Below are 25992 nucleotides of genomic sequence, written 5' to 3' on the forward strand. Positions count from 1 at the left end.
ACGGCACAGGAGGTGACCGACTCAGAGGCTCCGACGGACGTAGCGACGACTATGGCGACGATGAAGTGAACGCAGTCAGAACATCAACCCGATGGGGAAGTGTAATTGTCGCCAAGGGGAAAAAGTAATTGACGCTGGGCAGCCCGCCGATGAGCTCACCTAGAACACCCGGCCGGCCCTCCAGGGCAGTGCGATGGGGAACCTCGGCCCCATCAGCGCCAATACCTGGGTGGAATACGACGTGACGGGGGTACTGGCGGGTGACCCGCCCTCCGCCCTTCTCAGCTTCGGCCTGTTGCCCGAATCGAGCGACGGGGTCGACTTCGTCTCGAGGGATTCGGTCGAGGTGGCGCTGCACCCGCATCTGGCCCTCACCCTGGAGACGGCGCCCTTCTGCACCTACCGGGGCACGGGAGGTGGCCTCACCGGGTGGGTGCGGCAATCGGGCGGTATGGGTCCCGAGGTGCTGCAGGCCCTGGCGACAGATTCCGGGGGTGGCATCGTGGCAGCGGGCCGCTTCGGCGACACTCCCTTCTCGGCCGACACCGGCTTCGCCCTCGCTCGCCTCACCGCCGACGGCAGTCCGCTGTGGACCCGCCAGGTGACCACCGGCGACGTGAGGGTCAGGGCCATCACCGTGACGCCCGAGGGTCACATCCTCGCGGTGGGCGACTACTCGGGCTCGCCTGACCTGGGCTCGGGCCCGCTGACCACCGGTCCCGTCTCACGCGCCCTCTTCATCGCGAAATTCTCTTCGAGCGGACAGACCGAGTGGGCGCGTGGCTTCGTGGCCACGTTCGACAGGAACGGCGAGTTCGAGTTCTTTCCCCTCATCCCGAACGCGGTGGCCACCGACGCCCAGGGCAGCCTCGTCGTTGGCGGCCGCCTCCAGGGCCGGGTGGATTTCGGTGGGGGGGCCATCTTCGCCGGCAGCGACAGCGTCGACGCGGCGGAGGCCCAGGAGGGTGGCTTCGTCGCGAAGTTCTCCACGGACGGCCAGCACGTCTGGTCGAGGGCCTTCGAAGCCGGTCTGCGGGACGCGCCGGTGAGGGTCTCCACCGTGGCCACCGACAGCGCGGGCCACGTCCTCGTCGGCGGGAGGGCGAACACCAATACCAACCTTGGGAATGGCCCGGTCGGCGAGCTCGTGCCCTTCATCGCGAAGTACGAGGCGGCCTCCGGTGCGCTCCTGTGGTCGCGGTTGTTCAGCGGCTCCCGCAGCGGCCTCGGCAACGTGGTGAGCGTCCAGAGCCTGGGGGCGGACACCGTGGCCTTCGCCGTCAACCTCGGAGGGGTCTTCACCTTCGGTGGCAGCACGTTCACCGTGAGCCTCGATGAATTCGTTGACGCCACCGATGGCTTCGTCGGCACGCTGGGCGCCACGGGAGCGGATGGTTGGATTCGCCAGCTGAAGGACATCACCCTCCAGCAGCTCGTCACGGGAAGCGACGGGACGCTCACGTTCACCGGCCATGACGGGGAGGTGGACCTGGGCGGCGGCTCCCTGGGCTCCCGCAACCTCGACAGTCCCTTCGTGGCGCGCTACTCGTCGACGGGAGCCCACCTCTGGTCGCGTCACTTCGACGCCAACTTCTTCGATGAGGAGGTCCTGCCCTTCTTCGACATCCCCCGGCTCCGCCTGGCCTCGCAGCCCGGAGGCTCGGTGGTGGTCGGTGGAAGCTTCAGCGACTCCGTCCTGCTGGACGGGCGCACCTTCACGGCGGAAGGGAGTAGCGACATCCTCTTCCTCCAGCTCAAGCCGTAGTGGCTCGCGGGCCACGGCCCCCGGCTGGTTTCGCCTCAGCCGGGGGGCGGAGGGTGGGGGTTCGCCCAGCGCGCGTGGTGGTGAGCCCCAAGCCGTCACGCTGCCCCACAAGCCCACGCTCCTTGCCGCCCTCCTGCCAGGTGGGCCGCTTGGGCGGCGTGTGCCCCAAGAGGGCTGCAGCGCCTCTCCACCGGCCCGGCGCACAGCCCTGGCGGCCCCCCTCCGCGGCCTTCCTCGCCCCCTCCGCTCCGTCCCCCACCCTCAACAGGGCCCCCTCCCGCCTATACGCCACGCCTGCCGGGGCGGGAGCTGGTGCTGGAAGGCGAGCGGCTCCGGGTGCCGGCTGGCCTCGGCCTTCGCGGTGGAACTGGGGCGGGGCAAGGCCCCCGGAGTGGCCGCGCGCCGGGCGAAGGTCCGCGTGACGCAGTACCTGCGAACTGGCCGGGATTGACCTCGCGGGTACATTCCCGCGCCCATGACCGGTCCCATCGCGATCGTCGCCGCCGCCTGCCGGATGCCCGACGCCGACTCCCGCGAGGCATTCTGGGACAACCTGATCGCCGAGCGCGTCTCGCTGCGCCCGCCCCCCGTGGACCGCTGGCCCGACCACCCGGATGCGAGGGTGGGCGCCTTCCTCGAGGATGTTCGCGGGTTCGACGCGGCGTTCTTCGGAATGTCCGGCGGCGAGGCCGAGGTCACCGACCCTCAGCAGCGGTTGCTCCTCGAGACGGCCCATGAGGCGCTCGAACGCGCCGGGTTCGCGGGCCCCCGTCGGCGCAACCGGCGCGTCGGCGTCTTCGTGGGCGTCGGCCAGTCCGACTACCAGGAGGGGATCCTCCGGCTCCTGTGGTCGGGCGTGTCCGTCCATCCCTCCGCGGCGGTGGGAAACCTGCGCAACCTCATCCCCGCACGCGTCGCACACTCGATGGACCTGTCCGGCCCCGCGCTGGCCGTCGATACCGCGTGCTCGTCGTCCCTGGTCGCCCTCCATCTCGCCTGCGAGAGCCTGAATCGCGGTGAGTGTGAGCTCGCGCTCGCCGGAGGCATCACGCTCAACCTCACCCCCACCGTGTTCACCGTTCTCGCTCGTTGGTGCCGGACGGCGTCTTCGTGCCGCGGGAGGGCGGCGTGCGCTTCGAGGCGTTGCCCCCGCCCACGCAAGGTGAGGTGGAGCGACTGCTGCGGGTGGTGCGTCACCGGGTGCTGCGCCTTCTGGACAAAAGAGGGGCCCTCCTCGCCCAAGGGCCCGAGGACGCGCGGCAGGCGTACCAGGCGCACTCGCTACAGCAGCGGCTGCGCTGGACGGAGGTGGACGTCCGGCCTCCTCCCAGTAAGCAGCCCCGGTGCGCCTTCCTGGAGGGCTTCTCCCTGCATGCCAACACGCACCTTCACGCGAACGACAGGCAGGGGCTGGGTGCGCTATGCATAATGCCCCTCTTCCTGGAGATGGGTTTTGGAATGGCTGCGCCCGCCTGGCCCATACCCTCGGGCCCTGGCATCAGTCAGGCGCTTGATTGCCTGGCCATCCAGTTTGAACCACCAGCAGCGCCCCATCCCACCGCCCTCGACGCCCTTGAGCCAGCCCTCTTTTATCCAGTAGTAAACTATCCACCTGGTGACGTTGAAGTACTCAGCCACCCCGCGCACGGAGTAGAGGCCATCAACTCGGCGAGTGGGCTGCCTCCCTGCCTGCGGTGGCACGGGCACGCGATGGAGGCCGTGGCGCCAGCGGACCCAACTCACTGCCTTCGCATCCCACGGACGCTCGACCCCGGAGCGCAAGCCGCGTCGATTGAGTTCGGCCGCGATCTCGTCATCGCTCTTCTTTTCTTCGAATAGCATGCGAATGCACTCGATAGCCTCGGCGGAGGTCTTCCTTGCATCGAATCGAGTACGGCGTGGAACGCTGAAGTCACTGACCGCCCCCGTCTGCCAGACCACCTGAATACGCGTCATCCGCTCGGGCACTTCGATCGGGTTCAGCGTTACCTCTCGCACGAGGATGCGTAGGAGATTTTTGCGCTCTGCATTGGTCGTGCTCTTCGCATGCCAGACGCGAGGCAGGTCTTTGGCGAGAGCAATTATTTTCGCCCGGTCCTTGTCCGTCAGTTCGAGCTTCTCGCGCTGGAGAACCGCCTGATACTCATGCTCAGTCTCTTCGAGTTCGCGAAGACGGTCGTTCCACTCGCGCTCAAGGGTCCGGGCCACGACACGGTTGTCTGGGTCAATGGCCTTATAGCGCCGCTCCGCCAGTTGAGCCTCATAGCGGACACGCTCCAAGCGCAACTTCCATTGGTGATGGACCTCACCCACCTGGCGTTCCACCTCTCGGGCAACGGCAAGCCCGAGTTCGATTTCTGGGGGCTGGGTTACCTCAAGAAAGAGCCTGGCAACGGCCTCATCAATCGCTGCTGCTGCGACCATCCAGCACATGCTCTTGTCGCCACCTTCTGGCGTGGGACTACGGCACTCGTAGTACGCATGGCGTCGTCGGCCATGGTAGCGCGTCTGCATGCGGTGGCCACACCGCCCACACAGCACGAGGCCCTGCAGCAGAGCGTGCCCTTCGCGGGCAGCACCACGTTGGTCTGGCAACTTGGAGTTGGAGCGGTTTTCATGAAGCTTCTTCTGGTTGGCTAGGTAATCCTCCCAGGGAATGTATGCTGGGTGGTGGTCGCGCAGGCATACCTTCCATTCTTCCTGCGGCATCCTGGTGATGCGCCGTCGCTTCAACTGACCATCCACCAACGCCAGCTGCTCCTCGCGGCGTCCAAAGACGTAGGCACCCGCGTATGCAGGATTGTGAAGCATCTGGAGGATGGTGCCGTGACGTGTAGGGCCCCAGCGCACCTGGTGCATGCGTTGATCTCGGACGGGCATCTTCAGCCCATTTCTCTCGAAGTAGCGCATGACCGCGAAGGCACTGCCCTCCATGCGGAAGCGCTCGAAGACCAGGCGCACCATGCGCTGGACCTGCTCGTCGGGGTCGAGGCGCAAGCGCTGAGTCGATTCATCCCACTCGTAGCCGACCGGTGGCGGGAGAAAGAGTTCGCCCCGCTTGGCCTTGGAGAGCCTGCCCCCCTGCAGGCGAAGGCGCATCCAGTACTGCTCGGCCTCGCTCATGGTCCCTTTGAGGCCGAGCAACAACCGGTCATTGTAATCCCGAGGGCTGTAGACCGAGTCCTCGTCTGCGATGAGGACATCGGCCAGGGCACACAGTTCGAGCAGGCGGTGCCAGTCCGCTGAGGAGCGGGCCAGGCGCGAAACTTCCAGGGAGAAGATGGCGCCCACTCGTCCGCGTGCGACGTCCTCGGCCAGCCGTTGGAATCCTGCACGCCAGCTCGCGCTTGCACCACTCTGGCCCATGTCCTCGTCCAAGGTATCTATCCGCTCGGTCGGCCAACCCAGCTCCGAGGCCCGCTGTTGCAGGGCATACTGGCGAGCGGTGGATTCATGGTGTTCGTGGACCTGCTTGAGTGTGGACTGTCGCAGGTAGACAATCGCGCGCCGCTCCAGATGGGTTGCTCGAATCTTCTCGTTCATCGCTTTCCTCCGCGCTTGCGGCCTCGGCGCGAAGCATTTTGTGCAGGAGGGTCGTCCACGCTCTGAGGAGGTCTTGTCGGATTGCGGCGGGCAGTGTTGGCCAAGGCAGTGCGGGTTGAAGGGCTGGAGGGGGCAACATGGATAAAGCTATGCGCAGCCGCTGAGTCATAGGCAGGCGGCAGGGCATGCTCTTGGCGAAGTGCCACCTCTACAGCATCAGCGAGCTTGAGCAGGTCGGAAATGCCGAGGCGAACCTCACGACCGCCGATGCTGGGTGGGACCAGAGGTGAGGAGCGGTCCGTCCACTCGACGGGAAGTCTCATGCACCAGCCAGGTGGGTGCTCCACGTCGATGTACCGCCTGCCGTCCTGGCTACGGGCGGTGCGGATGACCGGCAGCTGCACGCCTTGGAGCGGATGAGTCGGCAGGGTGATGGTTACGCAGCCCGAAACCGGCCCTGCATGTGTCGTAGTCTGCGAATGGGATGTGGATGCTCCTGGAAGTGCTGGAGCATCAACTCGAGGATGACCGTTGCCTGGTAGTCGAACCCTTCCAGCGCATGGATGCCATCGGCCATCGGATTTCTTCACCTGGGAAGCAGGGGGATTTCAACTACCCTGATACAGGGAGCCTCCGTCAGTAGACGATGCAGTCGAACTTCTCGATGACGGCTCGGAGCTCCTCAGGGGTGGTCTCGAAGCGCTTGGCAGCGGAGGGAGCGTAATAGGTCAAGGCCTTAGTGGACGGCGGGTGGGTATGCAGGTTGTCCACGACGACATCGCCAAAGCTTCCCGGCCATTTGACGCCGCGTAATTCGGGGGCTCGACCAATGGGGTCCAGGAAGGTGAAGCAGGGCCACTTGGGGAAGCGCAGGGTGTTGATGTCGCAGCCGTGAAACCGACACCCTGCCAGCCGGGCCTCGGAGAAGTCGCAGTTTTCGATGGAGCCGTGCCCCGCCCTCTCTGAGTAGTCAGGCCAGTGCCCGAAGTCGCAGCCCGACAGGCGCCCCTTGAACCGACACCCCTTCAATGAGGCGAACACCCACTGTTGGTGGTTCTTCAACTCTTGCTTCACCTCGAAGGTGCAGTCGATGAATCGAGTGCCTTCGTCGAAGAGTAGGTTTCTGCCGGAGACCTTGAGGACCAGGCTGCAATTCCTGAAGGTGACATTGGAGCCAAGGAAATAGAGCGACCCCTTGTCCGTCAGTTCCAGCCGCTCGTTTTCGATTTCCCGATCCTCGTAGAAGACCTTGTTGTAGAGCATCCGCCAACCCTTCAGAAAGTGAGCATCCGGAAGAACTCGCCAGCCATGCGCCGGCCATGGCGCGCCAGGTTCGAGTCCGTGCCGGAGAGAATCTCGTACTTGTAGCCCCCCGGGACTTCCACATCGACTCCCTTGTTTCGGCTGAAGTTGAAGAGATGCTTGAACTGCTTGCTGACTTCGTCCTCCACGAAGCGCCCCCGGGCCTCGCGTTCCAATAGCCGCGCCAGCCAGTACTCGCCCTTCTTCATGGCCTGCTCTACGGCGTCTTTTTCGTTCGGCGTGAGTCTGTGGGGCCCCCACTTCTCGGCTGCCCGGGTGACGGCCTCCTGGAGCATGTCGCCCACTTTGTCCTCGGCGGGAATGTCCGCAGCCGACTTGCCGCGTGGCAGGTGCCAGCGCTGGCCGTCGCTGAGTTCCACCTGCCGGTTGCCGCCTCGGTGACGAATGACGGTTTCGGCGGGGCGGCCTCCAGGGGCTGTTCCCGCTCCACTGCCCGTCCCTTTCTTGAGCATCACCACGGCCATGGGGCCCTGCGGGGAGGTGGCCACCGTCTCCGCCGCCGCCACCGCCTTGGCCAAGGCCCCCTCCGACGCGAGCGCCGCCTCCGTGGCCTCCAGGCGCCCCATGACAGCGGCGCCACCCTGCGCCTCGAACTGCGCGCCCGCGAGGTTGAAGCGCGGAAGCGACTTCACCCGGGCCACCACCTGCCCCAGCGTGTGTCCAGCGAGTGTGGATACGGCGAGAATCATGGCTCGCGCTGCGTCCTCGCCCAGCACCTTGCCGAATTCCTCGCCCGCCGTGCGCAATTCCTCGAAGGTGGTGGCGTGGTGCGCCGTGTCGGCCATGCGGGCCCACCCGTCCATGAGGCCGTACACCGTGTTGAGACCCAGGTAGCCCACCAGGAGGAGGGTCATGCCGGCGGCAATGGCCTTGGTCGTCGGCTCGGGCACCACCCACATCATGCAGTAGAGGGCCACCGTCCAGACGACCATGGACACAATCATCTGCACGTCCAGCAACTCGGCCTTCAGTGCATCGCGCGTCTCCTCAAGGACCGTGCCAAAGGCCAGGGCCAGAGCAAATGCCCGCCGATCATCGGCGCGCAAATAGGGCCCGTCGTCCAGCAGGCCGAGGCAGTCGCCGCCGCCCTGTCTCTCACACCACTTGAGGTACTTCTGCTTGAGGGCTGCTTCGGCCTCTGGAATGAGCTCAACCGGGCCGTCCTGACGCAGGGGCGTCCAGGTGGGGGCCGCGCGGTGGTGCTGCTCCACCTCCCAATAACCCGTCATGGTCACCCATGGGTCGTCCGGCTTCGTCGCCACGAGACTCAGCAACTCGTGGGCGGCCTCACGTGGAGACTTCCGCTTCAGCCGCACATCGCGAGCGAGCCGCTGGAAGGCCTGCTGGAACTCGGCCCTGGGGATGGGCACCGGCCGAGTGGCGACGTTGCCGGGCTCCATGAAGTCCACCACGTACACGGTGGCGGACTCGAGCCCGGGCTCCACCGCGCTGGCCACGCGCTGCTTGGGAGCCGGCGGTGGCGTGAGGGACTCGTAGCGGTAGCCAACGAGGAGGCTGCCGGGTGGGGTGCCTGTAGCGCACGCGGACTGGAGGAAGAGGAAGAGGAGAAACCAGCCGCCCAGAAGGGGGCGCAGCCGCGCGCCAAGTGGGCGCGGGCCGACAAGACGGGTTGACACGGCGCACCTCCAGAGGCGACGCGGCGTGCGAGCCGTCGCTCCGGAATTACATGGAAATGCGGGTACGCCAGTCAAGCTGCTGGGTCGGGAGCCCTCCTCAGGATGCAGCAGGTACTCTGTGGGCCCCGCCTCGGAGGCCACGGGGACGCGGCACGTTGGCGAGGGCTCCGCAGCTCCATTGAGTCGCCCAGGTGGCTTGAGTGGTTGGACTCACCAAGCTGGGTAATCGAGTCACTTTCACCCGTCTTTTCTCGGCTGTCCGGATTTGTCGGGGGCGTCCGCTAGAATGGGAGTCCCCACCGGAGGCGCTGATGACGGCCACGCTGCTGGTAATGCTGCTGCTCTCCCAGGCAGTAGGGCCCGACACCCCACCGGCTGGGACCTCAGAGCCACTGCTGTCGGCCTCCCCGGCTGGGAAGTGGCGATACCTCTCGCGAATGGAGGCCTCCGGGCTGGCGCTGCTGCCGCGTGAAGGCATGGGCGCGGCGGAGGGCTTCGCCCTGGTGGAGCCCACCCTCATTCTCGACGGGGGCGAGGAGCTCGGCGTCAACCTGGGAGCCCCCGTGCGGCTGCGCCTGTGGCGTGGCGGTGAGGGCGCCGCCCTCGTGCGTCGGGAGGATTGGGACAGCCTCTCGGACTGGGGGCAGCTCGTGCGCGGCCTCAAGCTGGGCTCGGACAACGCGCCCGTGGCGCTGTGGGTGGGCGGGTTGGAGAGCTACAGCCTCCTGTCGGCGCACCTCGTCCGCCGCTACTCCAACCGCACCAACCCCGACTACCACCCTGCGGGCGCCTTCCTCACCGGCACGCTGGGGCCTCTCTACACGGAGGCCTTCGCCTCGGACGTGCTGGGCGCGCGGCTGATGGGTGCGGAAGTCGCGCTGGACGTGCAACACCTCCTCTTCAGCAGGCCCAGGCAGCGCGGGCGCTACACGCTGGCGCTCTCCGCCGTGCATGACTGGGGCATGGCCGGAGGGCGTGCGCCCCCAGTGACGCTGGCGCATCTGGACGGGACGGCGGTGGTGGTGGTGCGCCCCGGTTTTGAAGCGCACCTGCTGGCCGGCTGGGGCGGACGGCCGGGCCAGGGCGGCGCGTGGGGCGCGGTGGTGGGGGCGGGCGCGGATGCGGTGACGCCCACCCTCGACATGACGCTGCGGCTGGAGGTGCGCGCGCAGCGCGGTGGCTTCCGCCAGGGGTACTTCGGCCCGGACTACGAGCTGGCGCGCTTCCGGGCCGCGGGCCCCGAGGGCGTGCCGCTCTCCGAGGCGCCCTTCCCTGACGGCTTCTCCCTCTACGGTGAAACGGTGGTGGGGTGGGACTCCGTGCGCTATGGCGGGCTGCAGAAGCACTTGCAGCTTTCGCTCGCCGCCGAGGCCTTCACCTGGGGCCGCTTCGACGTGGACGGGCGTGTGGCGGTGCAACTCTTCGGCCGCAGCCTCGAGGTGGCCGTGAAGGGCCTGGCGGTGGGCCTTGGGCAGCCCGGGGCACGCTACCTGGGCGCTGCGGAGGTGCGCTGGCGCTTCCCCGGAGGGCGCCTGTACGCGCTGGGTACGGGCGGCACGCTGCTATTTCCCGAAGGCGTGGGCGCGCTGCGCCCGGGCGCCTTCGCTTCTGTGGGCCTGGGGGTGGACAATGCGCGCTGACTCGCCAGGGGCCAGAGGAACGGGGCTGTTGCTCGCCCTGGCCCTGCTGTCCAACGCCTGTGCGTCGCTGGGGCCACCGCCCGGCCGGGGGATGAGCCTGCACTACACGCCGCATGAGGCCACGAGGCCCGCGGTGGCCGGAGGGCCTGGCGAGGAGTCTCCACTCGCCCGCACCTCCCCTCCTCCCTCTCAGCCTGAGCCCGAGGCACCGGAGCGGCTGCACCGTAAGCCTCCGGTCCAGCCCATGGTGTCGGCCACCGAGGAGCATGGCACGGTGGCCGCGTGATGGATGGCGCGTCGACAAGCCTATCGCTGCTGAGCCTGCTGCTGAGCCCACGACTCGGGGAGGAGCTCCGCGAGGCGGGAGGCGGGGAAGCGGGTGTCGCCGAGCTTGGGCAGCACGTCGCGGAAGTAGGCCCACGGGTCCATGCCCAGCCGGTAGCAGCTGAGCACGAGGGAGTAGACACTGGCGGCCCGGTGGCCAGCGGCATCGCTGCCCAGGAAGAGCCAGTTCTTGCGTCCGAGGACAATGAGCTTGATGAGGCGCTCCACCTCGCCGTTGTCCACCGGAAGGCGTCCGTCCTCGAGGAAGCGGCCCAGGGGGAGGTAGCGGTTGCGCGCGTAAGCAATGGCCTTGCCCAGCGGCGTCTTGGCGGGCACGTGCGGGGCCCACTCCTCCAGCAAGCCGAAGAGTTCCTCGTAGACGGGGCGGCTGTGCTCGAGGCGCAGGCAAAGGCGTGCCTCGGCGGAGAGCCCCGCGTCCTGGGCCTGCCGCTCCACGGCGTACAGCTTCTGCACGAGCGTGAGCACCGTGCCGCCGCGAGCGTCTCCGGCCACGTATGCGCGCTCGAAGCCACGCCGGGCGTGCATCCAACAGCCCACCTCAATGCGTGGAGAGGTGGGGCCGAAGAGGGACTGGTAGCCCTTGTAGCCGTCCACCACCAGGTAGCCCCGGAAGTCGGCCAGCACCCCTTGGGGGCCCGTGCCACTCCAATCGGGGGTGTACTCCACGAAGACGTTGCCGCCCACTCCCACGTACGGCCAGAGGTGTCCGCGCTTGATGCCGCGGGCGTCGTCCCTGTCCAGCACGCGCACCCCGGTGTCGTCGGTGTGCAGCAAGGCGTCCGCCAGCGTGCGCTGCTTGAGCAGCGCCACCACGGGCGCCAGCAAGTCACTGGCCCCCGCCACCCAGTCGCCCAGAGTGGAGGCGGGCAGCCTCACCCCGTGGCGTTTGTCGAAAATGGCCTGCTGGCGGTGCAGGGGCAGCCCGTCGCGGTACTTGCCCACCAGTAGCTGCGCCAGCAACCCCGGGCCGGGCAGCGCTCCCGGCAATGGCGCCTCACCGGCGGGCGCGGCGGCCACCCCCTCCTTGCAGCGCTGGCACCCGAGCTTCGGGCGCTTCTCCACCCGCACGTAGAAGCGCGCCGGCTCCAATTCCAGTCGCTGGCTTACCTCCTCGCCCATGGGCTGCCTCTGCTCACCGCAACCCGGGCAGACGCACTCCTCGGCCGCGGGTTGCACCAGCACCTCGCGCCTCTCCAGGTGCGCGGGCAGGGCCTGGGCGCCGCGGAGGGGCGCGCGTCTGGGCGTCTTCTTCGGCGCGTCGGCCGGCGGGGCCGCTGGGGCGGCTGCCTGTGCACCGTCGACGGTGGCGGGCACGGCCTCTGGCTCGGCGGACTGCTGCTGGGTGAACAATGACAGCAGGAGTTGGAGCTGACTGGCGGGAGTCTTCTCACTGCGCCGCCCGTACAGCTGCCGCAGCGCCTGCTGGAGTCGCACCGTCGTGGAGCTGTGCTCCTCGCGCAGCCGACCCAACAGGCCCAACAACATCTCAACGGCCTGCTCGCCGCGGCCCTCCATCAGCAGTTGCAGCATGTAGGCGCGCACCGCCTCCATGTCGTCCGCCTCGAAGGCGGTCGGCTGGGCTTCTTCCTGCTGGCCCCTCTCTTCTTCAATGGTGACGGGAAAAGTCATGCGCACCGTGCCTATGCACGAAGTGGGGCCGGGCGCGCAAGCGCGGACTCAATGCACCTCGCCTCGCCGTACCGCGCTGCTGGCCTCCACCAGCGACAGCAACTCCGCGAGCTGCCGCGCTTCCAGGTGCACCGCGGCCTGGCCCTCTACGGGCGCCGGCACCCGAAAGCGCCCCGCCTCCAGTCTCTTGCTCACGGTGCAGTAGCCGTTGGCGTCCCAGAAGAGAATGCGCACGAAATCCCTTCTCCTCGAGAAGAAGACGAAGAGGTGGCCCGACTTCGGCTGCTGCCCAAGACTGCCCTGCACCAGCGCGCTCAGCCCGTCGGCCTGCTTGCGCATGTCGCACGGCTGCGTCGCCACCCAGATTCTCACCCCCTCCGGTAGCCTCAGCACCCCTGCACCTCCTTCACCGCCCGCAGCACCCGCGCCACCAACTCCTGGCTGGCTCTCGCATCCACTCTCACTCTCACCCCGCCCACCTCCACCTGCACCGCCTCCCCCTGCTCCCGCCCCACCTCACTCCGCTCGGCGGGCGCCACCTCCACGGGCACGAAGGCCATGGCCGTCCGCGCTCCCTCCTTTCCCTCTCGCCTGCGCGTCCAGAAGCGCAGCCTCTCGCGCGGTAACCCGTACTTGCGCATGAAGGCCGACTGCGTACCTCCTTCCGCCTCCCACGCTCGCACCACCTCTGCTGCTACCTCCGGGGTCCACCTCGGCTGCCGCGCTGCTTCCAACCACGCCGGCTCCGTCTTTGTCGTCGCTGTGTTCGTCGTCATCGCGCCGCGCACTCTGCGACCCCTCCAGCACCTCCACTACCTGGGCTGGATCGGAGGCTTACTTTGGAGCACCTGGGACTGCCCACGGCAGGTGCGAGCCTGACCCCGGCGCGAGCGCCACCCCAGGGCGCTTGGTGTTGAGGCTTACGCCGCCACAGCCAAGAGACCTGATGCCCCTGCCGCGCCCCTCATGGGAGGGCGGCCTGGGCAGGCATGCCCAAGGAGGCTGCGTGGCCTCTCCACCGGCCCGGCTCACAGCTCGGCCGCTACCCGTCAGCGGCCCTCCTCGGCCCCTCTGCACCAGCCCTCCCCCTCAACACGGCCTCTATCCTGCCTATACGCCGCCCCGCGAGCTCTCAGGCCATCGCTGCATCAACTACCGGCACGTCAGGTCAGGCGGGCTCTACGCCTGGGACTTCGAGGCGAAGGGGCGGCCCTTCGAGGTTCGCGTCGAGGGTCCCCTCGTGTTCAACAACACCGACCTGATCCGGGAGGCAGCCCTGGCGGGCCACGGCCTCGCGTACATCTACGAGGATGAGGTGGCGGCTGATATCGAGGCCGGGCGGCTCACGCGGATTCTGGAGAAGTGGTCTCCGACCTTCCCCGGCTACTATCTCTATCACCCCAGTCGGCGGCAGACGCCTCCCGCCCTGGCTGCACTCATTGGAGCGCTTCGCTACAAACCCTAGCTTCGGTACCTACCGGGCGGTGCGCGGAGGCGTTGTCACCAAATCTGCTGGATAATCGATGCGCCTGCGACTCGTAGTGGCGGGCCAGCAGATCGTAGAGCACGACCTCGTGCGCCCTTTGCGCAGAGCGCAGAAGCCGGTTGAGGTGCATGTGCAGGAGGCTGGGCGCTAGCGCCTCGATGGGCTGGTCGAGCCGGCCCGCCTGTTCCGCCTCGCGAAGCGCCCGGCAAACCGGCCCCATCTGCTCGGACCGGCGACGGAGGATGGCGGCACCCGATGCCAGCCAGTGGCCCGAGGACAGCTCGGGATCCAGGAGCTCCTCGAGGGTAGGACGCTCGCGGCGGAACCGGTCTCCCACCGCCCCCCTGAACCGGCCGTCCACCCTGAATTCGGCGGCGAATCGATCGCGGCACCCCGCGCTCACCCGGGACCGCGCGGCGGCGTCGAGCCCCAGGTCGACCAACAGGCGGTGGGCGCCCAGCAGGGCCAGGCGCCAACGGGCATCTGCCCCCTCGTCGCCCGACAATGTCTCCACGATCGCCAGCGCTGCCTCGCTGTCGGCGAAGAAGATCGCTTCGGCCAGGGGAAGCCCGGTGGGCCCGCCGTAGCGGTCGAGCTCGGACTCGTACGTGTCCAGCTGCCATGTCCGGAGCAGGCCGCCGGCCAGCAGAGGAGCCACCTTCTCCCGGAGGGCGGGAATGACCTCGCCCAGCAACCGGGCAGCATCACCGTGGAGGCGCAGCCGAAGGTGCCAGGCAGGGTCGGCGTAGCGAATGAAGAACCAGCTGTCGGCGATGCCCGCCTCCAACGCCAGGGCGGTGACTGGGCGGACCACTGCCCGCAGCACCTCGTCCGCAGTGGCGTTGCCACAGTACAGCTTGGCGTAGAGCCAGTCGGAGCCCGGGGAGGAACTGGGACGGGACGAAGCTCGCGGGGGACGGAGCCCAGGTGCTCGAGCGACACTGGCGCCGCTTCGCACGAATGGCATCACCAGCTCATGGACGTACTGACCTTCGGGCCCACGGGCGAGCTGCTCCTCCGGGCCAGGGAACAGCTCCAGCAGCGTTGCCTGGGGGCGCTTCTTCACCAGATCGACAAAGGCATCCACGCTGAGGATGTTCTCCAGGTCGACAGGAAGTTCGTTGTCGAAGTCAGACAGGACCACGAGGCGTGGCAAGCCGCGCCGCTCCCGCCAGGCCCGGACGGCCGTGAGCCGCGCACCCCCGCTCGAAGCGCCGAGTGCCCGTAGCTCTTCTCCTGTCACGTGCCACCGCGCCCGGGAGAGCACCAGCCGCCCATGGACCACCCGGGGGAGAAAGGGAGCGTTGCCAAGCGGTCCCCATCCAAAGGCGAGCCCATTCGCCGTCTCCTGGCCCTGAAGGCTGCACAGCAAGCGGTAAGGCCCCAGGTTCCGGTGCCCGTAAGCGTGGGCGGTAGACAGCCGGGGAAGCACCTCTTGCCCCAGCCGAGCCGACCGCAGAACGACTCGCTCGCCCACCACCGAGATCAGGAGGTCGGTCAGGGGAATCTGCTCAGCAGCCTCCACCGCGGGCCTACCCAGATAGGGGAGCTCGTAGCGGCGCAGCACCGGGCGCGCCGTGACGTTCCCCACCCGCCCCTCGGGGAGATGGACGATCTCGGCGAAGAGGGCGCCAGGCCGCAGCGCCTCCTCCTCCGCCAGATGGCTGGCCACCTGGCGGTGCAGCTCGGGGTCGGCGTGGCAGAACCGTCCCAAGAGCCGGGCGCCCGAGGGGCCTGTCACGGCGTGAATCAACACCTGGAATTGCCCCCTGGCGACGGCCTCGGGGGACTGCGCCGCCAGGGAGGCCATGACGGCGAGGGCATCCGGCAGCGGTGGCGGCTCGATGGAGGATGCCATCTGCGCCAGATCCTGCTCCGTCAGCTCTATCCTTGTCGCTCCACTGCGGAGCGCCTCGGACAGCTTGCGGAGCAGGACATCCTGGCGCGTGTCCCATGGGGCGGAACTCTCCGCGACCGCCGGGAAAGGCAGTCCGTCCAGCAAGGGCGACGGATCCCTGTCCAGCTCGCTGGCCGAGCCGAATCCGATGCCGCTCTCCTCGTCGAGCGCCTCCGCCAGGGGAACCTCTCGGTCCTCATAGCGAGCGAGAAAGGCCGCCCGGAAGCGGGCCAGCTCGTCCTCGCCGCGAGGGCGGGCCAGCCGGTGGAGGAGCTGTACGCCCTTGGCGAGCTCTCGGACCACCTCGGGACCCAGCCGCAGGTCGGCCGCAGGCTTGACCATGTCCACCTGGAACAGCCGCGGCAGCTCCACCTTGGCCGGTAGCTCGGCCAGGGAGGCGGAGATCTCGAGGTAGCGCCGCGGGTCGGCACCGGGCCCTGCCTCATCGGTCCGGGCGAGCAAGGCGCGGACCTCTTCCAGGCGATGGGCCATCGCGAGCGTCTCCGGTCGAGCAGAGAGGGTGCCGATCAGGTGGTGAATCGCCTCGGGGCCGGTTACCCCCGGCAGCAGCTCGGAGACGAGGAGCTGGCTGTCCACCAGCTCGTGGACGAACGCCTCCGCCTCCTCCGGCGTCACCTCCGGATCCCGGCGGACCAGCGTCTCCACCAACTCCGCGAGGCGGGCGCCGGCGGAGGCCTGGCGGAGCACCTCCTCCAGATACTCCGTGGCCTTGACGGCCACCAGGCGGTAGGTACGGGTCCGGCCGCTCAGCCTTGCCTCCGCATATCGCAGGCGCCCGGCGGCACGGTAAAGGGTGGAGTTGGGCCAGAAGGTGAGGTGGCCGCGCAGAGCCCGGTCCTGGGTGAGCGCCTCGGCGAGGGCGAAGAGGTAATCCATGTCGAGGCGGGTGTGGCGGCGGTTGGCCTCTCGCGGATGGAGCGCCAGGGTGCTCTCCTGGGCGACCCGACCGACGGAGCAGCCCGCGAAGAGGCCGAACGGGGTAGGCCGCGCAGCCATCCGAGTGAAGTAGCGCACCAGGGCCTGCTCCACCTTCTGTCCTCGCTTGCTGTCGGGCGCCTGAAGCCACGAGTCCATCTGGCTGAACAGGTCGGGCGTGGCCAGGAAGAGCGCCTCACGAACCTCGGGCCGATCCAGCAGTTCCCAGAGGCGAGCGCGGAGGCGCACCCGGTCGGCTGCGACGATGGCTTCAAGATCATCCGCTGCCCCCGCCACTGCCAGCGGCGCCCGAGCCTCCGCGCTCCAGGAGCTCCATTCATCAAGGGGAAGCAGTGGCGTCCGGAGGGCGAAGAAACCGGAGGGCCTGAAAGGTTGCCTCCATTCGGGATGCGGCGCGGATGTGGCCTTCGACATGGTGCCTCGCCCTCCTCGTCAGGTGAAGAGCAGCCGGGGCCCGAACCTGTCAGCGTTCGGGTTCCGGCTGTTCCTCTGTCAGCGTTAGCCTGCGACTTCAAAGCAACACTGCTTGGCACAGGTCGAACTGCCCGTGTCGCACGTGATGTTCTGCGTTTGGTATCGATACCCCCCGGCGACGGCCGCCAGCTGGCGGTCGGCCAGGAGCCGGACCGTCTCCTTGTGGAGCTCCAGCTTCTTGGTCTTCTTCTCATCCATGATGATTTCACCTCCTTCCCTAGACACATCAGCCATTCATTGACAGACAACCCGGCCGGCGCCGCCCTCGCAGTGGCGGACGGGACTTCGCCGAGACGAGGAACATCCGGTCCCATTCGGGTGCCACGGAGGTGCAGGCGGCCAGGAGCACCAGGGCCACCCCCGCCGCTCCGTTCAAGATGCCGGGGTCGGCCTCCCAGGCGGGTTGGCCGGCTTCCGACATCACCCGGGCCAGATAGCCCCCGACCCCGCAGCCGGGCCTGCGCATTGCGAGCGTCTGCTCCAGCCATAGCCTGGACGCTCGGGCAAGCAGGGGGTCGCCGGTCGACTGATACATCCGGTTGAAGAGATGGGCCAACCCCGCGGCCCCGTGACAGAAACTCGCGTCCGCGATGCCCGACTCTCCGGGAGGGCGAGCCGCGGCGTGCCGGGCAATCGTCAGGGCCTCCCGCTCCCAGGCCGGTTCCCCCACGCACCGGGCGGCCACCAGCAGTGCCGCCGCCACTCCAGGATCGCCGTAACACCACGCGGCTCGCGCCGGAGCCGGCTCCACCCCCGGTCCCAAACAGCGGGGGAAGAGCGAGGGAGAACCCGCCGGCAGCCGCTGGCGCAACAGCCACGTCACGGCTCCGTCCAGCAGCTCGCTAGCGGTCTTCGCCTCGACCCCTGCCGCCACCGCGCACCCGAGCAACCCGATCACGCCCGGAACTCCGTGAGCGAGGCCCAGGTTGTGCCATCCCCGGGGCGCCTCGGAGAGGGCATACGTGCTGAGCAACTCGGGTGCGGTGAACCAGGTGAGGCCCTGGCCGGTGCGCTCTGCGCGCTCGGCGAGCAGGTGAACGATCCGCGCCAGCATCGCCTCCCCCGAGGGGCGCGGAAGCCGCTCCACCGCGTAAATCCCAATGCCGACGAGCCCGCCCATGAGGTCGTACGTGCCCGGCCAGGACGATGGAGCCAGGGCCTGCAGCAGGACCTCGTCAACCTCCGAGAGCGGATCGCCGTCCCCAGCGCCGCCCAGCACGTCCTCCACATGGGTGAGCGCCCATGCGACGCCGACGAACCCGCCGTGCAGTGCGGCCTGCATGGGGGTCGTGGCGACCGCCTCGGCAGCCTGGTCGAGCAGGCGCACGGCTTGCGTTCGATCCGCGAGCCCTTCCCGACTTCTCGCCGAGTAGGCATGAAGCACCGCTTGTCCCGCGGCACCGTTGCACAAGGTGGGATCGCTGTCCGGATTCACCCGAGCCGCCAGGGCGGCCGCAATCTCGAAGGCAGTGCGAGACAACTGCTCTTGGAGCGCACCTTCGGCAATCGGTTGCCAGACCATGTGAGCACTCCTCGGCGCATGCGGGAAGGGAAGACCTCGAATGGGGGATGGAGTGCCCGTCGTCGCGGTGTGATGGGATGTCTCCCGGAGGCGGCGCCCGCGAAGCGAGCCCTCGCTGCTGACGGCGCTCACAGGACGAGCCCCTTCATATGACTCTTCAACCAGTTGCTGATCTGCTTGACGCCAGGAGCACCGACTCCGCCACAACGACCCTCCGGCGTTCCAAGCTCTGAACAGGAGGCTGGTGTGGAGAGCGTGGCCATGTGAAGGTGCCGTAGCTGGTTGGAGAACACATGACCGCGTCCCCTCTGCGTTCCCCCAAGCAGGAGCGGAGGAGAGGAGCGTGACGCGCCCCCAGGTAGGAGCAGAGGAGGCGAGCGTGGCGCCTGAGGCAGGAGCGAGGCAGGAGCGAGGCAGGAGCGGAGGAAGGAGAGGACGCCGCCAGTAGACTGGGCGGGGCTGCTGCGCAGGACATTCGCGGTGGACGTCTTCACTTGCCACAGGTGTGGGGGCAGGCGGCGGGTGCTGGCGTACCTGACGGCTTCTGGTGGGGTACGCTCGATATCGGGACACGTGCAACTGCCCTCGCCGCCCACGAGCCTGGCCCCGGCACGGGAGCGACCCAGGTTTCTCTGCGAATCACTGCTCCACCAGGCTGGATATCGCGCTCCCCTACTCTTTCCGATAGACGGACACCATGGACGAGAAGCTGCGACACGCGCTGGGGGACGCGGCCCGGGCTGCTCGCCTGCGGATGGGCCTCACGCAGGCGGAGGTGGCCAAGAAGGTGCGCCTGAAGCCCGGCGTCTACGGCCGGGTCGAGCGGGGCGCGATGGTGCCCAGCGTGCCCACGCTGCGGCGCATCTGCGAGACCCTGGCCATCTCCTCGGATGCGCTCCTGTCCCTGGGTACTCAGGCCCACGAGGCAACGGTGCCGACCCCTCCACCCGAGGCCGGTGAGCACCCGGAGCTGAGCCGCATCATCCACATCTTGCAGGGATGGCCGCCGGAGAGGTTGGCGCTCTTGCGCAAGCTGCTGGAGACGGCCGACACCAACCTCTCAGGCGAGAGCTAACGGGCCTCGGGCTGCACGAGGCTGCGCGCCATGTAACCGACAGCGCTGAGCTGCTTGTCGTCCAACTGGCGCAGGGTGCGCAGCAGGCGGCGCATCTGCGGCGATTCCTCCGGGGTGGGCTCGGACTCCTTCAACCAAGCCGCCGCCTCGCCCGCTTGAAGTCCCAGGGCGGCGCTGGCATCCACCCGCAACACCATGCAGAGCTTGCGCAGGGTGAGGACGCTGGGCGTCAGGTGGCCCCGCTCCATCCGCCCGTACACCTCGGTGACCACTCCCACGCGCTCGGCCACGTCCGCCTGGGTCAGCTCGGCCTTGAGCCGGGCCTCTTTCAGCATTTCTCCCAGGTGGACGGTCAGCTTCTTCTTCGTCAGGTGCGTGCTGTTCTTCATGGTCACTCGCTCCGCTCCATCTCTTCCTCCTCGGCCGTGGCTTCCTCCTCGGGAGTGAGCAGGACGCCCTTCTCGATGGGGAAGGCGCCTGTCTCCTGGGGAGCTGGCTTGTCGCGGTCGAGGGCTCGCAGCTCCGCCGCTGCCCTGGAGCGTCCGAACCGCTTGCCCTGGCCACTCAGCCATGCGCACAGCTCGTCCCTCATCTCACCGCCACTCTGGTAGCGCTCGTCCGGGTTGCCGCGCAGGGCCTTGTGGAGAATCCGCTTGAGCGGCTCGGGCACCTTCCGGGCCACGCGCTCCACGTCCTCCGGGCCGAAGCTCAGGATGCGGTCGGCCAGCTCCCCCACGCTCGTCCAAGTGGGACGCTCGGCGCGCACGCGGGCGTTGTACCGGATTGCTTCCGGGGACTCGCCGAACGGCAGCCTCACGTCCGGTGAGTCCAGCGGGTACTGGCCCGACAGCATCTCCAGCAGCACCATGCCCAGCGAGTAGAGGTCCGCCCGCCCATCGGGCTCCTGGTGGCGCATCACCTCGGGAGCGGCATAGTCCAGCTCCGCGCGCAGCACCTTGGAGGGCGTGTCCAGCCGTCCGACCATCCGCGAGTACGCCACGCCGAAGTCGGTGAGCTTCACCCGGCCGCTGGACTCCAGCCGGATGCTCATGGGGCTCACCGCCCGGTGTACAACGTGCAGCGGTCGGCCCTCCTCGTCCTGGCTGTTCCAGGCGTAGTGGAGCGCGTCGGCCACCTCGGCGGCGATGTAGACGGCATGGGCCAGTGCGAGCGTCCTGCCCAGCAGCAGCGCCGTCTCCATGGCCGTCGCCAGGAAGAGGCCCGGGGAGTGCTCCATCACCACGTAGGGCTCGCCCTGGTGCTCCGCCAGCTCGTACACCTGGGCGATGCCGGGGTGGTGCAGCCGTGTTGCGAGCTGCACTTCCTCCACCACGGCCCGCTGGCGGCGCTCGTCCTCGGGCGGCATCTCCACGCGCTTGATGATGACAAGGCACGGAACGCTCTCCCCCTGCAAGGAAGTGCGCCGGGCGATGGCCATGGGGTCATGCGCGTCCAGTAAGGGGGCGATGAAGATGTAGCGTTTCTCGGGTCCCTTGAAGAGAAGACCGTCAGGACCCGTGGGGCGGATGGGGGAGCTGTCGTTGGTGTTGATAACCCCACACCGCGAAGAATTGGCGTCTTATCTGGATTGAAGGTTTTGGAGGCTTGGCCAAGATATCGCATGGAAACCAACCGTGAGAGGGGCTCATGCGCTTCTTGGGACCTAGAGATCGGGCAGCTCATTCACCCCGTTCATGGCGGCCATCCTCACGGTAGTGTTGACCTCGGGGTGTGCGGGGGCGGACGCGGCGCTCGCGGACGTCGAGTGCAACCAGACGGACAGCACCGCCACCTGCTGCCTGAAGATGAACCCCGGCCAGTATGAGAGGTGTGGTGTGACACCCCCGCCGCAGTCGGCTGAGCGATTCAATGCCGCGGTTCCCAAGCTCCCGACCCGCCAGGAGAAGGAGAAGTGGCGCAAGGACATCTGCACACCGGCTTACGACAGGTGCATTGATGCTGGCGGTGGAAGCATCGAGGGCCGGGTCTGGGGCGAGACGCAGTGCAAGGCGTGCTTCGAAGCCTGCATGCGCTACGGGTCATGGCCCAAGGAGGCCAACGACAAGCCCTGTCCGGGAGCGTAACCATGCGACGCACACGAAAAGAGCGCGGGCTGGCTCGCGGGCAGGAAAAGGACCAGCTCCTCGTGAAGCTGCTGAAGGCCGACGCCCCATACGAGGAGATCAAGCGCGCATTGCTGGAGCTGGAGAAACGGTGGTTGCGCGAGGCGAAGACCGAGGTTGAACGTCAGCAGACCCGGCGCAGCATCGCGGAGGATCTCGTCTCTCAGGCGTACTCGTTCGACATGCCGTGGGAGGAGTTCGGCCAGTGGCTTCGCCGTGTCCAACGGCTCGGCTTCTCCAACCTCGCGCTGCGCGTCCACATCGCCTGCCTCTACGTGCAATCGCTCCACCTCTTCCCCCGCCGGGCCCGAGAAGCATGGGACATGCTGGAGGACGCGGAGCGGAGGGTCCTGCGCATCCGCAAGGAGCACTTCCTCCGGAAGGAGAGCCTGAGCGCCATTGCCCACGCGAAGATGGTGGCCACGGTGGGCAGGCCCACCTCTCGATGAAAGTGGGCTTGCCCCGGTTACGTGGACAAGGCCCCGACCTGGCGAGCCACTGCGATCTTCACCCGTGACGAGTTGGAGATGCTCATCTCCGATTCACGAGTCCCGCCCGACCGGCAGGTGCTCTACGCCCTCCAAGGCATCGCGGCGCTCCGGCACGGGGCGGCCGCCGGTCTTCGCTGGAAGCACTACGATCCTACAAGCGGCTGGTGAAGGACATGGAGGCACTCGGCCTGCGGCACCGACGAGGCCATGACCTGCGCCGGACGATGATCTCCCTCGCCCGCACGGATGGCGCGCGGAAGGACATCCTCGAACTCTGCACGCACACCCCGCGCAAGAGTGGCAACACCATCGACCTCTACACCACGTTCCCGTGGGAGGCCCTCTGCGCCGAGGTGGCGAAGCTCAAGGTCCAGCGCCACGAGCGCGGCCAGCTCGCCCGGCTGCCACTGGCGGCTTCCGCAGAAAAAGAAAACCCCGGCTCGCCTGATGGCGGCCGGGGCCTTGCTACATCCAGTGGAGGCGGCGGGAATCGAACCCGCGTCCGAAAGCCTTCCGTCCTTTGACCCTACGTGCGTAGTCCGCGATTTGTTACGTCCCCCAGACTCCCACGGACGGGATTCTGTGAGCCGGTCCTGGATGATCTCACCGCCGAGAGTCCAGGCACCCTCGACGGCCAGCCCGCATTATGACGGTCCTGCCCCACCCCACGGGCCGAGAGCGGGAGGACCGCGCACTAGGAAACTGCTAGTTAGGCAGCCAGCGCGAGCTCAACGTTGTCGTTGGCTTTTGTGTCTGTGTCGGTGGTTTTACGAGCAACTGACAAGCTCGGCACGCGTCTCGAACTTCCATGCCCCCGTCGAAACCAGGTCGCCCCCTTCGGGCACTTCAACTGCGCTCACTTCCTCGTTGCTCCATCCACCTTAACCGCTGACGGCGCCCGGTCAATCCTTCTGACACCTCGCGCTGTCGTCCTCCAACGGCCGCCCACCTCCGCCCGCCCGCTCGTGGGAATAGCAAGTAGGCTGCGCCGTTCCCTGGCCCCCACCTCGTGGGTGCTTCAGCGACCTGAGGACACGCATGCAACGACGGTTCATCCCCCTCCTGCTCCTCCTGTTGGGAGCAGCACTCCCCGCCGCGGCCGCCGAGCAGGCCGCCTCCCCCTTCTTCCCCTACCCCATGAAGGTCGATCGCCTGCCCAACGGGCTCACGGTCGTCCGCGTGCCCTTCAACTCGCCGGGTCTCATCGCCTACCAGACCGTGGTGCGCGTGGGCTCGCGCAATGAAGTGGAGCCGGGCAAGACGGGCTTCGCCCACTTCTTCGAGCACATGATGTTCAAGGGCACGAAGAACTTCCCCGAGGGCGAGCGCGAGAAGGTCATCAGCACCTACGGCTACGACGACAACGCCTTCACCTCCGACGACATCACCGTCTACCACTCGTACGGGCCCGCCGCCGGCATGGAGAAGCTGGTGGAGATCGAGGCCGACCGCTTCCGCAACCTCGAGTACTCGGAGCCCTCCTTCCAGACCGAGGCGCTCGCCGTGCTCGGCGAGTACCACAAGAACGCCGCCCAGCCCTACCTGAAGATCGAGGAGGAGCTCGGCCGCACCGCCTTCACCAAGCACACCTACGGGCATACGACGCTCGGCTACTACGACGACGTCAAGGCCATGCCCCAGGCCTACCAGTACAGCCGCACCTTCTTCGAGCGCTGGTACACCCCGGACAACCTCATCCTCATCGTCGTCGGTGACTTCAACGACGACACGCTCATGCAGGCGGTGCGCAAGCACTACGGCCCGTGGGACCGCAAGAGCGCCACCGTCAACGTGCCCGCCGAGCCGCCCCAGACGAAGGAGCGCTCCGTCCACATCGACTGGCCCCAGAGCACCCAGCCTCGCCAGATGTTCGCCTGGCGCACCCCGGCCGCCCGGCTCGACACCTCCGACGCCGCCATCCAGACCGTGCTCGCCGACTACCTCGTCGGCCCCACCAGCCCGCTCTACAAAGAGCTCGTGCTGGACAAGCAGCTCGCCCAGCACATTGGCAGCGACTTCTCCATCCACCGCGACCCGCACCTCTTCAGCCTCGTCGCCGTCCTCCAGGAGGAGGGAAACCGCGACGCCGTCCGCAACGCCTTCAATGCCGCCGTGAGGGAGCTCGCCACCGGCAAGGTGGACGCCGGCCGCGTCGAGGCCATCAAGAGCAACACCCGCTACGGGCTGCTCATGAACATGGAGACCGCCAAGTCCGTGGCCACCCAGCTCTCCTGGTACGCCGGCATCTTCGGCACGCCGGACGCGCTCGGCCGCCACTACCAGAAGGTCTCCGAGGTGACGCCGGCCAATCTGGTCACCTTCGCCAAGAAGTACCTCACCGCCGCCAACCGCACCCAGCTCACCCTCACCCCCAAGAAGGCCGGAGGCCAGAACTGATGCGTCCCCTCATGTCCCGCTCCCTCGCCCTCTGCGCCGTGCTGTGCCTCGGCGGCTGTGCCACCACCTCTCAGACCGCGCCCGCTCCCGAGGCGCCCCCACCCCAGGCCGAGCAAGCGCAGGCTCCCGCCGAGCCCCCAGCGCCCGCGCCCGTATCCGCCGCGCCCCTGAAGCGTCCCGAGCCCCTGCAGCTCGTCGTCCAGGCCAACCCGGCCAGCCCCATCGTCAGCTTCCGGCTCGTCTTCCACTCGGGCTCGGTGGATGACCCCAAGGGCAAGGAGGGCATCACCTCCCTCACCGCGGATCTCCTCTCCGAGGGCGGCACGCAGAGCCTCAGCTCGGCCCAGCTGCTCGACGTGCTCTTCCCCATGGCCGCCGAGCTGAGCTCCTCCACCGACAAGGAGTTCACCGTCTTCGCCGGCCGAGTCCACAAGGACCACCTGCCGCGCTTCCTCGACATCTTCACCGACGTGCTGCTCAAGCCGCGCTTCTCGCCCCAGGAGTTCGAGCGGCTGCGCGCACGTGCCCTCAGCGACGTCCGCAACGGGCTGCGCAGCGAGAATGACGAGCTGCTCGGCAAGGTGGCGCTCGATTCGCTCCTCTTCCAGGGCCACCCCTACGCTCACTTCGTGGGCGGCACCGAGAAGGCGCTCGAGGCCCTCACCCTGGAGGACGTGAAGGCCCATGCCGCACGCGTCTTCACCCAGGACCGGCTCGTCATCGGCCTCGCGGGCCCCGTGGACGAGGCGCTCCAGAAGACCGTCGTCTCCCGCCTGTCCGCACTCCCGGCCACCGGCGCTCCGCGCGTGGAGCTGCCTCCCGTGCCCTCCACCGGAGGCCACGTCCTCGTGGTGCAGAAGCCCACCCTCTCCACCGCCGTCTCCATGGGCTACGTCACGTCCCTGCGCCGTGGAGATCCGGACTTCTTCCCCGTGGCCCTCGCCCTCTCGTACCTCGGCGAGCACCGCCAGTCCTCCGGCGTCCTCTTCAACGAGCTGCGCGAGAAGCGCGGTCTCAACTACGGCGACTACGCCTACGCCGAGCACTTCATCGAGCAGCCCGGCACCACCTACAACCGCACCAACATCGCGCGCACCCAGCAGGACATCACCCTGTGGATCCGCCCCGTGGTGCCCGCCAATGGCGTGTTCGCCACCCGCGGCATGCTCTACTTCCTCGACCGGCTGGTGAAGCAGGGGATTCCGCAGGACAAGTTCGAGCTCAGCCGCGGCTTCCTCCTGGGCTACACCCGCCTGTGGGAGCAGACGGATCAGCGCCGGCTCGGCTACGCCATCGACTCGCTCTTCTACGGCACGCCCGGCCTCCTGGAGCAGTACCGCGCCGCGCTCGAGAAGATGACCCCCGAGTCCGTGCACGCCGCCGTCCGCCGGCAGCTGCGTCCCGAGGCCCTCAACTTCGCCTTCGTCACCCAGGAGGCCCAGGAGCTCGCGAAGCTGCTCGAGGAGCAGCCGGCCTCGCCCATCACCTACGCCTCGCCCAAGGCTCCCGCGCTCTTGGAGGAGGACAAGGCCATCATCACCTGGCCGCTGCCCATCCGGGCCGACGCCATCCAGATCGTGCCCGCGCAATCCTTCATGGAGAAGTAGCGCACGGCTGTAGCAAGCAGGCACTCTCGCGGGGGTTTTCTTTCGCCCCCCGGGAGTGGGTGGTATGAGCCGACCCATACG

At 67.9% G+C, this 25992-nt stretch carries 23 protein-coding genes and 1 other RNA gene; 11 read left to right on the plus strand and 13 right to left on the minus strand.

Annotated features, from left to right (window positions below):
- Positions 1–193 precede the first annotated feature (193 nt).
- Positions 194–1765 carry a hypothetical protein gene (locus OV287_RS39765; RefSeq protein WP_267539252.1) on the plus strand — a complete coding sequence of 524 codons (1572 nt, stop codon included), beginning with the start codon at positions 194–196 and terminating at the stop codon, positions 1763–1765.
- 475 nt (positions 1766–2240) lie between these two features.
- Positions 2241–3194, plus strand: a complete 954-nt coding sequence (locus tag OV287_RS39770) for a beta-ketoacyl [acyl carrier protein] synthase domain-containing protein (protein ID WP_267539253.1) — start codon at positions 2241–2243, stop codon at positions 3192–3194.
- Here the strand turns inward: OV287_RS39770 and OV287_RS39775 are convergent.
- From OV287_RS39775 to sitA5, 4 genes are read right to left on the minus strand one after another with little or no spacing between them, the layout of a single operon-like run.
- Complete coding sequence (locus OV287_RS39775; protein WP_267539254.1) at positions 3185–5308, minus strand: recombinase family protein; 2124 nt, start codon at positions 5306–5308, stop codon at positions 3185–3187. The genes OV287_RS39770 and OV287_RS39775 overlap by 10 nt on opposite strands.
- Positions 5305–5898 carry a DUF5372 family protein gene (locus OV287_RS56835; protein WP_506344828.1) on the minus strand — a complete coding sequence of 198 codons (594 nt, stop codon included), beginning with the start codon at positions 5896–5898 and terminating at the stop codon, positions 5305–5307. Before OV287_RS56835 ends, OV287_RS39775 begins: the two co-directional genes overlap by 4 nt.
- Before the next feature lie 46 nt (positions 5899–5944).
- Positions 5945–6571, minus strand: coding sequence for a pentapeptide repeat-containing protein (locus OV287_RS39780; RefSeq protein ID WP_267539255.1), 627 nt, complete (start codon positions 6569–6571; stop codon positions 5945–5947).
- Between the two features lie 11 nt (positions 6572–6582).
- Positions 6583–8268, minus strand: a complete 1686-nt coding sequence (gene sitA5, locus OV287_RS39785; RefSeq protein ID WP_267539256.1) for a SitA5 family polymorphic toxin — start codon at positions 8266–8268, stop codon at positions 6583–6585.
- 311 nt (positions 8269–8579) lie between these two features.
- On the opposite strand from sitA5, the gene OV287_RS39790 reads away from it, so the two are divergent.
- Together OV287_RS39790 and OV287_RS39795 are read left to right on the plus strand one after the other, a co-directional pair.
- Positions 8580–9908 (plus strand): hypothetical protein, encoded by a 1329-nt coding sequence (locus OV287_RS39790; protein WP_373371864.1) that lies wholly within the window; start codon positions 8580–8582, stop codon positions 9906–9908.
- A complete protein-coding gene (locus OV287_RS39795) occupies positions 9898–10194 on the plus strand; it encodes a hypothetical protein (protein ID WP_267539257.1) in 297 nt (98 codons plus the stop codon). The genes OV287_RS39790 and OV287_RS39795 overlap by 11 nt, the downstream gene beginning before the upstream one ends.
- Positions 10195–10214: 20 nt before the next feature.
- Here OV287_RS39795 and tnpC read toward each other — a convergent pair whose 3' ends face one another.
- The 3 genes from tnpC to tnpA are packed head-to-tail and all read right to left on the minus strand — an operon-like array spanning position 10215 to position 12658.
- Positions 10215–11882: an IS66 family transposase gene (gene tnpC / locus OV287_RS39800; RefSeq protein ID WP_267533915.1), complete on the minus strand. Its 1668-nt coding sequence runs from the start codon at positions 11880–11882 to the stop codon at positions 10215–10217.
- Between the two features lie 48 nt (positions 11883–11930).
- Positions 11931–12242: an IS66 family insertion sequence element accessory protein TnpB gene (gene tnpB, locus OV287_RS39805; protein WP_267533914.1), complete on the minus strand. Its 312-nt coding sequence runs from the start codon at positions 12240–12242 to the stop codon at positions 11931–11933.
- Between the two features lie 26 nt (positions 12243–12268).
- A complete protein-coding gene (gene tnpA / locus OV287_RS39810) occupies positions 12269–12658 on the minus strand; it encodes an IS66 family insertion sequence element accessory protein TnpA (protein WP_267533913.1) in 390 nt (129 codons plus the stop codon).
- Between the two features lie 230 nt (positions 12659–12888).
- Here tnpA and OV287_RS39815 point away from each other — a divergent pair, with 230 nt between their 5' ends.
- Positions 12889–13347 (plus strand): LysR substrate-binding domain-containing protein, encoded by a 459-nt coding sequence (locus OV287_RS39815; protein ID WP_267539258.1) that lies wholly within the window; start codon positions 12889–12891, stop codon positions 13345–13347.
- Here the strand turns inward: OV287_RS39815 and OV287_RS39820 are convergent.
- The 3 genes from OV287_RS39820 to OV287_RS39830 all read right to left on the minus strand — a co-directional run bounded on the left by OV287_RS39820 (position 13319) and on the right by OV287_RS39830 (position 18218).
- Positions 13319–16636: a lantibiotic dehydratase gene (locus OV287_RS39820; protein WP_267539259.1), complete on the minus strand. Its 3318-nt coding sequence runs from the start codon at positions 16634–16636 to the stop codon at positions 13319–13321. The genes OV287_RS39815 and OV287_RS39820 overlap by 29 nt on opposite strands.
- Before the next feature lie 84 nt (positions 16637–16720).
- Positions 16721–16894 (minus strand): class I lanthipeptide, encoded by a 174-nt coding sequence (locus OV287_RS39825; RefSeq protein ID WP_267539260.1) that lies wholly within the window; start codon positions 16892–16894, stop codon positions 16721–16723.
- A gap of 28 nt (positions 16895–16922) precedes the next feature.
- Entirely contained in the window at positions 16923–18218 is a 1296-nt protein-coding gene (locus tag OV287_RS39830) for a lanthionine synthetase C family protein (protein ID WP_267539261.1), read from the minus strand.
- Between the two features lie 697 nt (positions 18219–18915).
- On the opposite strand from OV287_RS39830, the gene OV287_RS39835 reads away from it, so the two are divergent.
- The gene (locus OV287_RS39835; RefSeq protein ID WP_267539262.1) at positions 18916–19293 is read left to right on the plus strand and encodes a helix-turn-helix domain-containing protein; all 378 of its coding nucleotides are present in this window, start codon (positions 18916–18918) and stop codon (positions 19291–19293) included.
- On the opposite strand, the gene OV287_RS39840 is transcribed toward OV287_RS39835, so the two are convergent.
- Complete coding sequence (locus tag OV287_RS39840) at positions 19290–19682, minus strand: helix-turn-helix transcriptional regulator (protein ID WP_267539263.1); 393 nt, start codon at positions 19680–19682, stop codon at positions 19290–19292. The two genes, OV287_RS39835 and OV287_RS39840, sit on opposite strands and share 4 nt — an antisense overlap.
- A gap of 2 nt (positions 19683–19684) precedes the next feature.
- Positions 19685–20731 (minus strand): serine/threonine-protein kinase, encoded by a 1047-nt coding sequence (locus OV287_RS39845; RefSeq protein ID WP_267539264.1) that lies wholly within the window; start codon positions 20729–20731, stop codon positions 19685–19687.
- Positions 20732–20987: 256 nt separating this feature from the next.
- On the opposite strand from OV287_RS39845, the gene OV287_RS39850 reads away from it, so the two are divergent.
- From OV287_RS39850 to OV287_RS39860, 3 genes are read left to right on the plus strand one after another with little or no spacing between them, the layout of a single operon-like run.
- Positions 20988–21377: a hypothetical protein gene (locus OV287_RS39850; RefSeq protein WP_267539265.1), complete on the plus strand. Its 390-nt coding sequence runs from the start codon at positions 20988–20990 to the stop codon at positions 21375–21377.
- 2 nt (positions 21378–21379) lie between these two features.
- Complete coding sequence (locus tag OV287_RS39855; protein WP_267539266.1) at positions 21380–21865, plus strand: hypothetical protein; 486 nt, start codon at positions 21380–21382, stop codon at positions 21863–21865.
- A gap of 21 nt (positions 21866–21886) precedes the next feature.
- Complete coding sequence (locus tag OV287_RS39860) at positions 21887–22075, plus strand: hypothetical protein (protein WP_267539267.1); 189 nt, start codon at positions 21887–21889, stop codon at positions 22073–22075.
- Positions 22076–22379: 304 nt separating this feature from the next.
- Here the strand turns inward: OV287_RS39860 and ssrA are convergent.
- Positions 22380–22743, minus strand: a transfer-messenger RNA (tmRNA) gene (gene ssrA / locus OV287_RS39865).
- A 202-nt stretch (positions 22744–22945) separates the two neighbouring features.
- Between ssrA and OV287_RS39870 the strand changes: the two genes are divergently transcribed.
- Both OV287_RS39870 and OV287_RS39875 read left to right on the plus strand, forming a co-directional pair.
- Positions 22946–24304 (plus strand): M16 family metallopeptidase, encoded by a 1359-nt coding sequence (locus OV287_RS39870; protein WP_267539268.1) that lies wholly within the window; start codon positions 22946–22948, stop codon positions 24302–24304.
- Entirely contained in the window at positions 24304–25911 is a 1608-nt protein-coding gene (locus OV287_RS39875) for a M16 family metallopeptidase (RefSeq protein WP_267539269.1), read from the plus strand. The genes OV287_RS39870 and OV287_RS39875 overlap by 1 nt, the downstream gene beginning before the upstream one ends.
- Positions 25912–25992 lie beyond the last annotated feature (81 nt).

Source organism: Archangium lansingense (assembly GCF_026626635.1).
GTDB classification, from domain to species: Bacteria; Myxococcota; Myxococcia; order Myxococcales; family Myxococcaceae; genus Archangium; species Archangium lansingense.

Excerpts from the sequence above, each read along its gene's own strand:
- OV287_RS39840 (WP_267539263.1), bottom strand. The coding sequence starts at position 19,682 with ATGAAGAACAGCACGCACCTGACGAAGAAGAAGCTGACCGTCCACCTG.
- OV287_RS39835 (WP_267539262.1), top strand. The coding sequence starts at position 18,916 with ATGGACGAGAAGCTGCGACACGCGCTGGGGGACGCGGCCCGGGCTGCT.
- tnpA (WP_267533913.1), bottom strand. The coding sequence starts at position 12,658 with ATGACGACGAACACAGCGACGACAAAGACGGAGCCGGCGTGGTTGGAA.
- OV287_RS39770 (WP_267539253.1), top strand. The coding sequence starts at position 2,241 with ATGACCGGTCCCATCGCGATCGTCGCCGCCGCCTGCCGGATGCCCGAC.
- OV287_RS39825 (WP_267539260.1), bottom strand. The coding sequence starts at position 16,894 with ATGGATGAGAAGAAGACCAAGAAGCTGGAGCTCCACAAGGAGACGGTC.
- OV287_RS39775 (WP_267539254.1), bottom strand. The coding sequence starts at position 5,308 with ATGAACGAGAAGATTCGAGCAACCCATCTGGAGCGGCGCGCGATTGTC.
- OV287_RS39845 (WP_267539264.1), bottom strand. The coding sequence starts at position 20,731 with ATGGCCATCGCCCGGCGCACTTCCTTGCAGGGGGAGAGCGTTCCGTGC.
- OV287_RS39765 (WP_267539252.1), top strand. The coding sequence starts at position 194 with ATGGGGAACCTCGGCCCCATCAGCGCCAATACCTGGGTGGAATACGAC.
- OV287_RS39875 (WP_267539269.1), top strand. The coding sequence starts at position 24,304 with ATGCGTCCCCTCATGTCCCGCTCCCTCGCCCTCTGCGCCGTGCTGTGC.
- tnpC (WP_267533915.1), bottom strand. The coding sequence starts at position 11,882 with ATGACTTTTCCCGTCACCATTGAAGAAGAGAGGGGCCAGCAGGAAGAA.
- OV287_RS39850 (WP_267539265.1), top strand. The coding sequence starts at position 20,988 with ATGGCGGCCATCCTCACGGTAGTGTTGACCTCGGGGTGTGCGGGGGCG.
- OV287_RS39820 (WP_267539259.1), bottom strand. The coding sequence starts at position 16,636 with ATGTCGAAGGCCACATCCGCGCCGCATCCCGAATGGAGGCAACCTTTC.
- OV287_RS39790 (WP_373371864.1), top strand. The coding sequence starts at position 8,580 with ATGACGGCCACGCTGCTGGTAATGCTGCTGCTCTCCCAGGCAGTAGGG.
- OV287_RS39830 (WP_267539261.1), bottom strand. The coding sequence starts at position 18,218 with ATGGTCTGGCAACCGATTGCCGAAGGTGCGCTCCAAGAGCAGTTGTCT.
- OV287_RS39855 (WP_267539266.1), top strand. The coding sequence starts at position 21,380 with ATGCGACGCACACGAAAAGAGCGCGGGCTGGCTCGCGGGCAGGAAAAG.
- OV287_RS39870 (WP_267539268.1), top strand. The coding sequence starts at position 22,946 with ATGCAACGACGGTTCATCCCCCTCCTGCTCCTCCTGTTGGGAGCAGCA.
- OV287_RS39780 (WP_267539255.1), bottom strand. The coding sequence starts at position 6,571 with ATGCTCTACAACAAGGTCTTCTACGAGGATCGGGAAATCGAAAACGAG.
- OV287_RS39795 (WP_267539257.1), top strand. The coding sequence starts at position 9,898 with ATGCGCGCTGACTCGCCAGGGGCCAGAGGAACGGGGCTGTTGCTCGCC.